This is a genomic window from Streptomyces sp. NPDC043738 (assembly GCF_056436545.1).
Map to the genome: position 1 here is coordinate 45127 of NZ_JBWKCJ010000027.1, position 12050 is coordinate 57176.

Below are 12050 nucleotides of genomic sequence, written 5' to 3' on the forward strand. Positions count from 1 at the left end.
TGATACACCCGGTGGGGGGGGTTTTGTTTTTTTTTTTTTTTTTTTTGGGGGACGCGACCCCCCCCCCCCCCACCCCCTGCCCCTGGGAGCCCCCCACCCCGGCACCCACCACCGACACAGCGCCCCCGACCCACAACCCACCCCGCTCCCGCCGAAGGCGGGAAACAACGCACAGAAGCCCCACGGCGGGCTAGCCGGCAACGTGGGAAACAGCCCGCAGCAGCGCCTGCGCGCGGGGGTCCGCGGTCACATTGCGCTGCATGCCGTTGGTGACGTAGCCGAAGGCGATACCGCTTTCGGGATCCGCGCACGCCAGCGCGCCCCCGCGCCCGGGGTGCCCGAACGACCCGGGCGCCAGCAGCGGCGAGGCCGGGCCGTGCAGCATGAAGCCGAGGCCGAAGCGGGTGTTGACCAGGAGGGTGCGGTCGAGACCGGCGGACTCCTCGGTGCGGGCGAGGGTGAGGGTGGCCGGGGCGAAGAGGCGCGGCTGGTCGTCGACGGCGCCGATCAGCGCCGCGTAGCAGCGGGCCAGCGAGCGGGCGGTGGCGATGCCCGCGGAAGCCGGCAGCTCGCCGGCCCGGTAGGCGGGATCGTTCTCGTCGGGGGCCGGGGAGATGGCGCCGAAGGCGCGGCTGGTGAGGGAGGCGGGGTCGGCGTAGGCGTCGGCCACCGACCGCTTCGGCCGGGCCCGCAGGCCGGACGCGGCCGGCGTCGGCGGCGGCTCGACGGCCGCGAGGCGGCCCACCCTCTCCTGTTCCGCCTGCGGAAGCCCGATCCACAGGTCGAGGCCGAGCGGCCCGGATATCTCCTCGGCGATCCAGCTGCCGATGGTGCGTCCGGTGACCCGCAGCACCAGCTCGCCGATCAGCCAGCTGTAGGTCTGCGCGTGGTAGCCGTGGTCCGTGCCGGGCTCCCAGGCGGGCGCCTGGGCGGCGACCGCGGCGGCGCCGCTGACGCCGTCGACGGCCCGGGCGGGAGTGAGCGGGGTGTCCAGGACGGGCAGCCCCGCGCGGTGGGACAGCAGATGCCGGACGAGGACCCGTTCCTTGCCGGCGGCCTTGAACTCGGGCCAGTACGTGCCGACCGGCGCGTCGAGGTCGAGCGCTCCGCGCTGGTGCAGCAGCAGCGGGACGATCGCGGCGATGCCCTTGGTCGCGGACCGGACCACCTGGGCGGTGCCGGCCTCCCACGGCGCGGCGCCCCGCGCGCCGGCGTCGGCGTCGCCGTCCTTCGTACCGGCCCACAGGTCGACGACCTTCCGCCCGTGCCGGTAGACGGCGACCGCCGCCCCCCGCTCTCCGCGCTGGGCGAAGTTGGCCGCGAAGGCGTCCCGGACCGGCTCGAAGCCGTCCTCGACCGTGCCCTGGACGTCCACCACTGATTCCCGCTTCCCACTCATCCGTCGCTTTCGTGACCCATCAATGGTGCAACGCGCGGATCAGTGCTGATGACCAGGGCCACGGCCCGTGGTGTTCGTCACACGGCGGCGCGGCGGCCGGCCGGCGCCCCGGGTCACCGGGGGACGGCCACCGACCGGGGGTCGAAGCCGAAGGGCAGCTCCAGGCGGTGGCTGCGCATCAGTTCCTCGTCGCAGAGCAGGTCCTGGGTGGTGCCGTCGGCGACCAGCACGCCCCCGGAGAGCACGACGGAGCGCGGGCACAGTTCCAGCGCGTACGGCAGATCGTGGGTGACCATCAGCACGGTGACGTCCAACGACCGCAGGATGTCGGCGAGTTCCCGGCGGGAGGCCGGGTCGAGGTTGGAGGAGGGCTCGTCCAGGACGAGGATCTCGGGACGCATGGCCAGGACGGTGGCGACGGCCACGCGCCGGCGCTGGCCGAAGGAGAGGTGGTGCGGCGGACGGTCGGCGAAGCCCTCCATGCCGACGCGGGTGAGTGCCTCGGTGACCCGCGCCTCCAGCGCGTCGCCGCGCAGCCCCGACGCGGCCGGGCCGAAGGCGACGTCCTCGCGGACCGTGGGCATGAACAGCTGGTCGTCGGGGTCCTGGAAGACGATGCCGACCCGGCGGCGGATCTCCGCGAGGTTCTCCCTCGCGACCGGGAGCCCGGCCACCGCGACGCTGCCGGCGCCCGCTTCGAGGATGCCGTTGAGGTGCAGTACGAGGGTGGTCTTGCCGGCGCCGTTGGGGCCGAGGAGGGCGACCCGTTCGCCACGGCCGACGGTCAGGTCGACGCCGAAGAGCGCCTGGTGGCCGTCGGGGTAGGCGTAGGCGAGCCCGGAGACGGCGAGGGAGGGGGCGGGCGTGGCGGTGCTCAAAGGGTCCATCCCAGGAGGCAGACGGCGAGGGCGGCGAGCGGCAGCGCGGCCGCGCGGGTCCATTGTGTGCGGGTGGCGGTGGTGGCGTCGATGACGGGCATGGTGCCGGTGTAGCCGCGGCTGACCATGGCGAGGTGGACCCGCTCACCGCGCTCGTAGGAGCGGATGAACAGCGCGCCGGCGGACTTGGCGAGCACGCCCCAGTGGCGTACGCCGCGGGCTTCGAAGCCGCGCGAGAGCCGGGCGATCCGCATCCGCCGCATCTCGTCGGTGATCACGTCGCCGTAGCGGATCATGAAGGACGCGATCTGGACGAGCAGCGGCGGCATCTTGAGCCGCTGCAGACCGAGCAGGAGTTCCCGCAGCTCGGTGGTGGCGGCGAGCAGCACGGAGGCGGCGACGCCCAGCGTGCCCTTGGCGAGGATGTTCCAGGCGCCCCAGAGCCCGGACCGGCTCAGGTCCAGTCCGATGAGGTGGATCTGCGGGCCCTCGGCGACGAACGGCATCAGCAGCGCGAAGGCGACGAACGGCACCTCGATCAGCAGCCGTTTGAGCAGGAACCCGGCCGGGATCCGGGCCGCCGCGGCGGCGCCCGCGATCAGCAGGGCGTACAGCCCGAACGCCCAGACCGCCGCGCGCGGGGTGGCGACGACGATCAGGACGAAGCCGAAGACCGCGGCGAGCTTGCAGTGCGCGGGCAGGGCGTGCACCGGCGAGTGCCCGTGCCGGTAGAGCTTGTGGGCGTGGCCCGCTCCCATGTCAGGCGTTCCCCGTCTGCTGCGCGGCGGGCTGAGCGCCGGTGTTCTTGCGGCGGCGCAGGACCAGGAAGACTCCGGTGCCCACCGCCAGCGTCGCGCCCACCCCGATGACACCGGCCAGGCCGCCGGACAGCCGCGGGTCGGTGATGTCCTTGACGCTGTAGTCGGCGAGCGGCGAGTCCTTGGTGGCGTGGTCCTTGGTCTTGGCGTCGATGCCCTGGTCGTGGGCGACCTTCTCCAGGCCGTCGGGGCTGGCGGAGGCGTAGTAGCTGACGCCGCCCGCGCACACCAGGGCGGCGGCGACCCCGGCCAACCAGACGCGGCGGGTCGATCGGCGCGGGGCGGCGGGAGCGGTGGTGGCGGGCGCGGTGGTGGCCGCCGCCACCGGCTCGGAGGGGCCCGGGGACGCCAGGGGCGAGGTGCGCAGCTCCAGCGGCTTGGTCAGCCCGCGCGCGCCGTAGACGAGATCGGGCCGTACGGCGATGACGGCCCCGACCGTCAGCGCGGTGATCGCCGCCTCACCGATCCCGATCAGGACGTGCACGCCGACCATGGCGGTGAAGACCTTGCCGATCGACACGTCCGCGGTCCCGCCCAGCGCGTAGAGGCCGGTGAAGGCGACCGCGGCGGCCGGCACCGAGACCAGCGCGGAGACGAACGACGCGACGGTGATCGAGCGCCGCCGCCTGGGCAGCACCTTCACCAGCCCTCGGAACAGGGCGTAGGCGACCACGGTCGTCACGATCGCCATGTCGGTGATGTTGACGCCCAGCGCGGTCAGCCCGCCGTCGGCGAACAGCACCCCCTGCATCAGCAGCACGACCGAGACGCAGAGCACGCCGGTGTAGGGACCGACGAGTATCGCCGCCAGCGCCCCGCCCAGCAGATGCCCGCTCGTACCGGCCGCGACCGGGAAGTTCAGCATCTGCACGGCGAAGATGAACGCCGCCACCAGCCCGGCCAGCGGTGCCGTGCGCTCCGCGGCCGCGGCGCCGCCCTGCCCCGCACCGGCCAGCTCCCGGCGGGCACCGCGCAGACTGACCGCGACCGCGGCCGCGGCGACGGCGCCGGCCGCCACCGACACCGGCGCGTTGATGAATCCATCGGGTACGTGCATCTGGGGCTCTCCGCTTCGGGCTCCGCAAACCAGCCAGGGGTGGTACAACCGGCCAATGGTCGCGGCTACTGCAACCAATTCGCAAGAGCGCCCATCATGCGGATGCGCGCCCTCCGCCGGACGGCCGGGCTCCGCCCGCGGGTCCGCGGGGGGGCACAGGCGGCTGGAGCGCCGCTCGCCGCGCGTTCGCGGCCCGGGCCGCCGCTGTCCGAGACCCGCCACCCCGAGTTGCCACCCTTACCCCCGGCCGAAACCATGGACAGGTGAGCGATGTACCCGAGGCCGTCGGGCCGCTACCGGAGACGAAGGCCGAGCCGCGTGGCCGGCTGCGCCGCATGCCGACCGCGCCCGACGCACCGCCCGGCTCGTACCTGCGCTTCCCCCATCTGCACGGCGACCTGCTCTGCTTCGCCGCCGAGGACGACCTGTGGGTGGCCCCGATCGCCCCGGACGGCCAGGAGCCGGGCCGCGCCTGGCGGCTGACCGTCGACCGCACCCGCGTCGGCCACCCCCGCTTCTCCCCCGACGGGCGGCACATCGCCTTCACCACCTGGCGCAGCCTCGACCCCGAGGTGTACCTCGCCGCGGTCGACGGCGGCCCGGCGCGCCGGCTGACGTACTGGGGCAGTACGGACGCGCGGGTGTGCGGATGGACGCCGGACGGGCACGTCCTGGCGGTGTCCTCGCACGGTCAGCCGTTCTCGTACTACTCCTGGGCGTACAAGCTGCCGACCGACGGCGGTCCGGGCGGGAAGCTGCCCTGGGGCCCGGTCTCCGACATCGCGGTCGCCGATGTCGCCGGGGAGCACAAGACGCTGCTGCTCAGCGGCACCCCACCGCACGAGCCCGCCTCCTGGAAGCGCTACCGGGGCGGCGCCATGGGCAGGATGTGGCTGCACGGCGTCCGGCTGCTGCCGGATCTGTACGGGCATCTGGACTCGGTGATGTTCGTCGGCGAGCGGATCGCGTTCCTGTCCGACCACGAGGGCATCGCCAATGTGTACTCGTGCCGGCAGGACGGCACCGACCTGCGCCGGCACACCGATCACGCCGACTTCTACGCCCGGCACGCCTCGACCGACGGCGAGCGGATCGTCTACCAGTGCGCGGGCGACGTCTGGCTGATCGAGGACCTCGGCCCGCACGCCGTGCCGCGCAAGCTGGGGGTGCGCCTGGGCGGGCCGCGGGCCGGCCGCCGCAGCTACCAGGTCCCGGCCGCCTCGCATGTCACCTCGCTCGCGGTGGACGCCACCGGGCGGGCCAGCGCGGTCGGCGTACGCGGCAGCCTGTACTGGCTCACCCACCGCGACGGCCCGGCCCGGACGATCCACGACACCCCGGGCGTGCGCGTCCGGCTGCCCGAGATGCTCGGCTCCAGCGGCCGGATCGCCTACGTCACCGACGCCGAGGGCGAGGACGCCGTGGAGATCACCGATCTGCCGCGGGCCAGCGCGCCGGGCGAACCGCGCCGGCTGGCGGCCGGGCAGCTGGGCCGGGTCCACGAGATGACCTCCTCACCGGACGGCGAGCGGCTGGCGGTGGCCGCGCACGACGGCCGGCTGCTGCTGGTGGACGTGACCCGGCAGGAGGAGGGATCGACCGAGGAGGACCGGTCCGAGGAGGACGTGGCGGCCGGCCCCGGCGGCGTCACCGAACTGGTCCGCTCCACCAACGGGCCGGTCCGCGACCTCGCCTTCTCCCCCGACTCCCGCTGGCTGACCTGGTCGCATCCGGGCATCGGCCGTTCACTGCGGCAGATCAGGATGGCCCGGCTGTCCGACCGGCACATCGTGGACGTCACCAACGGCCGCTTCGAGGACGAGCAGCCGGTGTTCACCCGCGACGGCCGCTATCTGGCGTTCCTGTCCTGGCGCGGTTTCGACCCGGTCTACGACGTGCACACCGGGGACCTGTCCTTCCCGCTGGGCTGCCGGCCCTACCTCGTACCGCTGTCGTCGGCGACCCCCTCTCCCTTCGCGCTGTCTCCGGAGGGGCGGCCCGCGGCGGGCGGCCTGGACCCGGACGAGATTCCTCCGCCGGCCGGCGAGGGCCCGGTGCTGGTGGAGGTGGAGGGGCTGGCGAACCGGGTCACGCCGTTCCCGGTGGCCGCCTCCAAGTACTCCTCGCTGGAACCGGTCAGCGGCGGCGGCCTGGTCTGGCTGCGCTGGCCGATCTCCGGCGCGCTGGGCGAGACCTTCGCCAACCCCGACAACACCTCCGGCAAGCCCACCCTCGAACACTTCGACCTGCCCAAGGCGCGGCGCACCGAACTCACCAGCTCCCTGGACGGTTTCGCGCTCAGCGGCGACGGCTCCCGGCTGGTCGTCAACGACGACGGTGAGCTGCGCGCGGTGCCGGCCGCCGAGCCGGCGGACAGCGACTCGACGGTCTACCTGGACCTGCGGCGCATCCTGCACGACGTCGATCCCGAGGCGGAGTGGCGCCAGGCGTTCGACGAGGCGGGCCGGATCATCCGGGCGTACTTCTGGGAGCCGCGGATGTGCGGCATCGACTGGGACGCGGTGCTCGCGCAGTACCGTCCGCTGGTCGAACGGGTCGCCTCCCCCGACGAGTTCGCCGATCTGCTGCGCGAGGTGCTGGGCGAACTGGGCACCTCCCATGCGTATGTCACCGGTGCCCGGCGCAACGAGGGGCCGCCGCACTACCAGCGCGCGATGGGGCTGCTCGGCGCGAACTTCACCTGCCGGGACGGCCGTTGGGTCGTCCAGCGGATCCTGCCCGGCGAGTCGTCGGACTCCAAGGCCCGCTCCCCGCTGGCCGGTACGGGCATCCGCGACGGCGCGGCGCTCACCCATGTCGACGGCCGGCCGGTGGACCCGGTCGCCGGCCCGTATCCGCTGCTGGCCGCGGCCGGCGGCACCACCGTGGAGCTGACGTTCTCCCAGCCCGCCGCCCACCACCACCCTTCAGGGGAAGGCCCTTCGGGCCCCCTTGATGCGGAGGGCAACGGCCACGCCCGCCGGGTCGCGGTGGTCCCGCTGATCGACGAGCGGCCGCTGCGCTACCAGGACTGGGTGTCCAAACGGCGGGCCGTGGTACGGGAGTTGAGCGGCGGCAAGTGCGGCTATCTGCACATCCCCGACATGGGCGGCTCGGGCTGGGCGCAGTTCAACCGCGATCTGCGGATGGAGGTCTCCCGGCCCGCGCTGATCGTGGACGTGCGGGGCAACGCCGGCGGCAACATCTCCGAGCTGGTGATCGAGAAGCTGACCCGCACCATCATGGGCTGGGACCTGACCCGTGACGCCGAGCCCGTCTCGTACACCGGCAACGCGCCGCGCGGCCCGGTCGTCGCGGTCGCCGACGAGATGACCTCCTCCGACGGCGACATGATCACCGCGGCCTTCAAGCTGCAGGGCATCGGGCCGGTGGTCGGCATGCGCACCTGGGGCGGGGTGGTCGGCATGACCGGGCGGCACCGGCTCGCCGACGGGACGACGATCACCGTGCCGATGAACGCGGCGTGGTTCCGGCTCTACGGCTGGGGCGTGGAGAACCACGGCGTGGAGGTGGACATCGAGGCGCTGCGCTCCCCGCTGCACTGGGCCGAGGGCAAGCACCCGACGCTGGGGGTGGCGGTGCGTACGGCGCTGGAGCTGCTGGAGCGGCATCCGGCGGCGACGCCTCCGGACCTGTCGGACGTACCGGACCGGCGACGGCCGGCGCTGCCGCCACGCAGCGGCGGCGCCACGGGGGCCACGGGGGCGGCGGGGGCCTGAAAGGTCCAGCCACCCACCGGACCCTGAAAGGTCCAGCCACCGGACGAGGAAGGGGATTCGGCCGCCGAGGAAGGGGATTCGGCCGACAAGCCGATGGGGCGCACCCGGTCGACCGGGTGCGCCCCTCACGCATGGCGCGTACGTCGCCGCGCGTGGTCTTCAGGACGTGGCGTCAGCTCTGGTAGCGACCCTCGGCGTCGTCCAGCGCGTCCTGAGCGGTCCGGCGGCCCTGCTGGCCGCGGTCACGCTGCGGGTCGCGCTCCTGGCCGCCCTGGCGCCGGCCGCGCTCCTGCTCCTCGCGGCGGCCGCGCTCGGGGGCGTTGCCGGCGCGAGGGCCGCTCGCGGCCTGGCTCGCCTGGTCACGGAGCTCGTTGGCCTTGTCCTGGAACTGGTCCTTGATGCCCATACTGTTCACTCCTAGTGGGGTGTGGGGGGCGGTTGGGCCCCGAAACAGCGTGACACGCCCGGACATTGCTCGCATTTCGATCACGAGCGGCTACCCTCCGTGACCCGCACGGCGACCGGAAAGGGCGGACTCAGGGGGCGAACTCGCAGGTCAGCGCGCCTTCTCGGCGGCGCGGGCCTTTTCGTCGGCCTCGCCGCCCGCACCGACCAGCCCGATCCGCATCCCGTCCAGCCGATCCCCGAACCTGCGGATCTCGCGCTGGCCCACCGACCCGATGACGGCCGGCAGATACCCGCGCAGCGACTGCATCCCGCGCAGCCACCACTGCCCGTAGACATGGGCGGAGCGGCGCTCGATTCCCGCGACGATCCGGTCGGCGGCGGGGCCCAGCGGATAGGTCTTGTTCGACGGCCAGGGCAGCCGGGAGCGCAGCTCGCGCATGGTGTCGTCCTGGTCGGCGCCGCGCACCATGTCGGTGTCGGTCCAGCTCAGATAGCCGACGCCGACCCGTACGCCCTTGTGCCCGACCTCGGCCCGCAGGCAGTGCGCGAACGCCTCGACGCCCGACTTGGACGCGCAGTACGCGCTCAGCATCGGGGCCGGGGTGATCGCCGCGAGCGAGGCGATCTGCAGGAAGTAGCCGCGGGACTCCATCAGGACGGGCAGGAAGGCCCGGCCGGTGACCGCGCTGCCTATCAGGTTGACCTCGACGACCCGCTTCCAGGCGACCGGGTCGGAGTCGACGAACGGGCCGCCGGTCGCCACACCGGCGTTGGCGACGACCACATCGACCTTCCCGAAGCGGTTCTTGACCCCGGTCGCGACCCGGGCCATGGCCTCGTGGTCGGTGACGTCGGCGTGCCAGTGGTGGGCCGGGCCGTGCAACGAGGCCGCGACGTCGCGCAGTTCGTCCGGCTCCAGGCCGACCAGCGCCAGCGTCGCGCCGCGCGCCGACAGCTTGCGGGCCAGCAGCGCGCCGACCCCGCGCGCCGCGCCCGTCACCACCACGACCTGCCCGTCCAGGTTTCCGCTCGTCCTCATGCCGTCCGCTCCTTCTTCTGCCGCTGCTTGCCGCGGGGTGCCTGATCGGGGACTTCCGAGCCGGCCGCCGTCTCCCCGGCACCGATGCCGGCCGCCTGGAGGTGATCGCCTACGAGTTCGCGCAGCCGGCCGGCGACCGCGCCCGGATCCTCGATCGGCGTCATGTGCCCCCGCCCCGGCAGCTCGGTCAGCCCGCGGAAGTCGGGGAGCACGGACGCCATCCGGCGGGCGTGCACCGGCGGGGTGAGCCGGTCGGCGGCGCCCGCGACGACCGCCGTGGGCACGTCCAGTCGGCCGGCCTCACCGGTCAGTTCCAGTTCGGCCAGTACCTTGCCCCAGCGGGCGCGGACGCCCGGCGGGCAGCCGTGCACGATGCGCGCACAGGCCTCGACCTGCTCGGCGGTGGATCCGGCGCCCATCGTCGCGTACTTCAGCGCGCTCTTGGTGAGCGGCGACACGGGGCCCAACGGTGCGCGGGAGCCCAGCAGCAGGCGGTGTGCGCGGCGCCGTCCGGCCGGGCCGCGCAGGGGCAACACCCGTGCCTCGCTGGCGAGTTGGGAGAATCCGGTGCTGCACAGCAGCACGGCGGCGGCTCGCGCGCGCAGCTCCGGCCGGCCGGCGGCGGCCATGATCGTCATGCCTCCCATGGAGTGGCCGCCCACCACGGCGCGTTCGTCCGTCTCCAGGGTCGCCTCCAGTACGGCGACGAGGTCGTCGGCGAGCGCGCGGGTGCTGTAGCCGGCCGGCGCGACGGCCGGGCTGCGGCCGTGCCCGCGCTGGTCGTAGACGACGACCTTGTGATCGGCGGCCAGATCGCGGACGACCGGGGCCCAGAAGGCGGTCGAGCAGGTCCAGCCGTGCGCCAGCACGACGGCCGGGGCGCGCTCGGGCCCGTGGAACTCGGTGTGGATCCGGGAGCCGTCGGCCGAGGTGACGGTCGCCGTCCGGCGCGGCACCGGCGGCGCGTACGGACCACTTGTGACGTGTCCGGGGCGGCGGCTCATGCGGCCACCTCCGCTCGCGCGTCGGCGGACCGCCCGGCCGTGGTTCCGGGTGGCCGCAGCACCTCGTACTCGGCGAGATCGACCTGCCGGGTCGCCCTCTTGAACTCCGCGGTCGTCCCCGGCCAGGCGGTGGTGTTGCGCCCGTTGGCGTCCAGGTACCAGCTGTCGCAGCCTCCGGTGTTCCACACCGTCCGCTCCATCCGCTTCTGGATCTGGCGCGTCCACTCGTCCACGGCGGACTGCCGGGCGTTCAGCGCGATCCTTCCGCCGAGAACGTCCAGTTGGCGCATGAAGTCCACCATGTAGTTCAGCTGTGCCTCGATCATCAGGATCATCGAGCTGTTGCCGAGGCCGGTGTTGGGCCCGATGATCGTCAGGAAGTTCGGGAAGCCGGCCGCGCTGGCCCCGCGCAGCGCCGCCATCCCGTCCTTCCACTCCTCCGCCAGCGTCGTCCCCCTGGCGCCGGTGACCCGCTGCGCGATCGGCATGTCCGTCACATGGAAGCCGGTGCCGAAGACGATCGCGTCGGCCTGGACCTCGCTCCCGTCGGCCCCCACCAGGGTGTCGCCGCGCACCTCCTTCAGCCCGGCGGCGACGAGATCCACATTGGGTCGGGCCAGCGCCGGGTAGTAGGTGTTGGAGAGCAGTATCCGCTTGCACCCGATGCGGTAGTCCGGCGTCAGCGCGCTGCGCAGGGCCGGGTCCTTGATGGCCTTCTTCATGTGGTTCTTCGCCAGGAACTCGATCATCCCCAGCTCGTTGGGGCGCTTGGTGAAGGCGCTGACCTGCAGCTCCCGGATGCCCCAGAGCAGTCCGCGGCGTGCCGCGCGGGTGGCCGGCAGCTTGGTGTGCAGCCATTTCTCGGCCGCGCTGATCCTGCGGTCGGCCCGCGGCAGCACCCAGGGCGGGGTGCGCTGGAAGAGCGTGAGTCGCTCCACGTCCGGCTGGATGGCGGGCACGATCTGGATCGCCGACGCACCGGTGCCGATCATGGCCACGCGCTTCGCGCGCAGGTCGTAGTCGTGATCCCAGCGCGCGGAGTGGAAGACCTTCCCCGGGAAGGAGTCCAGCCCCGGCACGTCCGGGAGCTTGGGGTCCGACAGCGGCCCGGTGGCCGAGACCACCACGTCGGCGGTCAGCGGCCCGCTGGCCGTCTCCAGCTCCCAGTGCAGCTCGCTGTTGCTCCAGCGCAGGCTCCGCACCTCGGAATGGAACCGTATGTGCGGGCGCAGCCCGAAGTTGTCCGCCACCCGCTCCAGGTACGCCTGGATGTGCGGCTGCCCGGAGAAGTTCCGGGGCCACCGCGGGTTGGGCGCGAAGGAGAACGAGTACAGATGCGAGGGCACATCGCATGCGCACCCCGGATAGCTGTTGTCGCGCCATGTGCCGCCCACCGAGCCGGCCCGTTCCAGGACCACGAAGTCGGTGATCCCCTGGCGTCGCAGCCGTACGGCCGCCCCCAGGCCACCGAAGCCCGATCCGATCACCGCCACGCGCACATGCTTCCGCTCGCGCTCGGCCATCCGCCGCCTCCCGAGTTCGACGCTCTGCACCGCAAACCTACGACGCCGACAGCCGCAGGCCCGCCCAATCGCGCCAGCAATCACTGGCACAGTTGGGCACAGGGGGAGAGTAGGGCAGCCGCGTACTGAGCGGTAGGGGTCCGGCGCCAGGAAGTTACCGCCGGTCGCACCCCGGTCCGCTGTC

Annotated in this window: 9 protein-coding genes; 1 reads left to right on the forward strand and 8 read right to left on the reverse strand. The window is 73.3% G+C overall.

Annotated features, from left to right (window positions below; translation table 11 throughout):
* Positions 1–190 precede the first annotated feature (190 nt).
* From AC0680_RS29020 to AC0680_RS29035, 4 genes are all read right to left on the reverse strand, one after another.
* Positions 191–1399 carry a serine hydrolase domain-containing protein gene (locus tag AC0680_RS29020; RefSeq protein WP_478634404.1) on the reverse strand — a complete coding sequence of 403 codons (1209 nt, stop codon included), beginning with the start codon at positions 1397–1399 and terminating at the stop codon, positions 191–193.
* Positions 1400–1512: 113 nt separating this feature from the next.
* On the reverse strand, positions 1513–2286 hold the full coding sequence (locus AC0680_RS29025; RefSeq protein ID WP_478634405.1) for an energy-coupling factor ABC transporter ATP-binding protein: 774 nt from the start codon (positions 2284–2286) through the stop codon (positions 1513–1515).
* Positions 2274–3035 (reverse strand): cobalt ECF transporter T component CbiQ, encoded by a 762-nt coding sequence (gene cbiQ, locus AC0680_RS29030; RefSeq protein WP_478634408.1) that lies wholly within the window; start codon positions 3033–3035, stop codon positions 2274–2276. The genes AC0680_RS29025 and cbiQ overlap by 13 nt, the downstream gene beginning before the upstream one ends.
* 1 nt (position 3036) lies before the next feature.
* Complete coding sequence (locus tag AC0680_RS29035; RefSeq protein WP_478634410.1) at positions 3037–4152, reverse strand: energy-coupling factor ABC transporter permease; 1116 nt, start codon at positions 4150–4152, stop codon at positions 3037–3039.
* 335 nt (positions 4153–4487) lie between these two features.
* Here AC0680_RS29035 and AC0680_RS29040 point away from each other — a divergent pair, with 335 nt between their 5' ends.
* Complete coding sequence (locus AC0680_RS29040) at positions 4488–7892, forward strand: S41 family peptidase (protein WP_478634564.1); 3405 nt, start codon at positions 4488–4490, stop codon at positions 7890–7892.
* 172 nt (positions 7893–8064) lie between these two features.
* Here AC0680_RS29040 and AC0680_RS29045 read toward each other — a convergent pair whose 3' ends face one another.
* The 4 genes from AC0680_RS29045 to AC0680_RS29060 all read right to left on the reverse strand — a co-directional run bounded on the left by AC0680_RS29045 (position 8065) and on the right by AC0680_RS29060 (position 11866).
* Complete coding sequence (locus AC0680_RS29045; RefSeq protein WP_478634413.1) at positions 8065–8298, reverse strand: hypothetical protein; 234 nt, start codon at positions 8296–8298, stop codon at positions 8065–8067.
* 150 nt (positions 8299–8448) lie between these two features.
* Positions 8449–9339 carry an SDR family oxidoreductase gene (locus AC0680_RS29050; protein ID WP_478634415.1) on the reverse strand — a complete coding sequence of 297 codons (891 nt, stop codon included), beginning with the start codon at positions 9337–9339 and terminating at the stop codon, positions 8449–8451.
* The gene (locus AC0680_RS29055) at positions 9336–10343 is read right to left on the reverse strand and encodes an alpha/beta fold hydrolase (RefSeq protein WP_478634418.1); all 1008 of its coding nucleotides are present in this window, start codon (positions 10341–10343) and stop codon (positions 9336–9338) included. The genes AC0680_RS29050 and AC0680_RS29055 overlap by 4 nt, the downstream gene beginning before the upstream one ends.
* Complete coding sequence (locus AC0680_RS29060) at positions 10340–11866, reverse strand: flavin-containing monooxygenase (protein WP_478634421.1); 1527 nt, start codon at positions 11864–11866, stop codon at positions 10340–10342. The genes AC0680_RS29055 and AC0680_RS29060 overlap by 4 nt, the downstream gene beginning before the upstream one ends.
* Between the last annotated feature and the right edge of the window lie 184 nt (positions 11867–12050).

Excerpts from the sequence above, each read along its gene's own strand:
- AC0680_RS29025 (WP_478634405.1), bottom strand. The coding sequence starts at position 2,286 with ATGGACCCTTTGAGCACCGCCACGCCCGCCCCCTCCCTCGCCGTCTCC.
- cbiQ (WP_478634408.1), bottom strand. The coding sequence starts at position 3,035 with ATGGGAGCGGGCCACGCCCACAAGCTCTACCGGCACGGGCACTCGCCG.
- AC0680_RS29040 (WP_478634564.1), top strand. The coding sequence starts at position 4,488 with ATGCCGACCGCGCCCGACGCACCGCCCGGCTCGTACCTGCGCTTCCCC.
- AC0680_RS29060 (WP_478634421.1), bottom strand. The coding sequence starts at position 11,866 with ATGGCCGAGCGCGAGCGGAAGCATGTGCGCGTGGCGGTGATCGGATCG.
- AC0680_RS29020 (WP_478634404.1), bottom strand. The coding sequence starts at position 1,399 with ATGAGTGGGAAGCGGGAATCAGTGGTGGACGTCCAGGGCACGGTCGAG.
- AC0680_RS29035 (WP_478634410.1), bottom strand. The coding sequence starts at position 4,152 with ATGCACGTACCCGATGGATTCATCAACGCGCCGGTGTCGGTGGCGGCC.
- AC0680_RS29055 (WP_478634418.1), bottom strand. The coding sequence starts at position 10,343 with ATGAGCCGCCGCCCCGGACACGTCACAAGTGGTCCGTACGCGCCGCCG.
- AC0680_RS29050 (WP_478634415.1), bottom strand. The coding sequence starts at position 9,339 with ATGAGGACGAGCGGAAACCTGGACGGGCAGGTCGTGGTGGTGACGGGC.
- AC0680_RS29045 (WP_478634413.1), bottom strand. The coding sequence starts at position 8,298 with ATGGGCATCAAGGACCAGTTCCAGGACAAGGCCAACGAGCTCCGTGAC.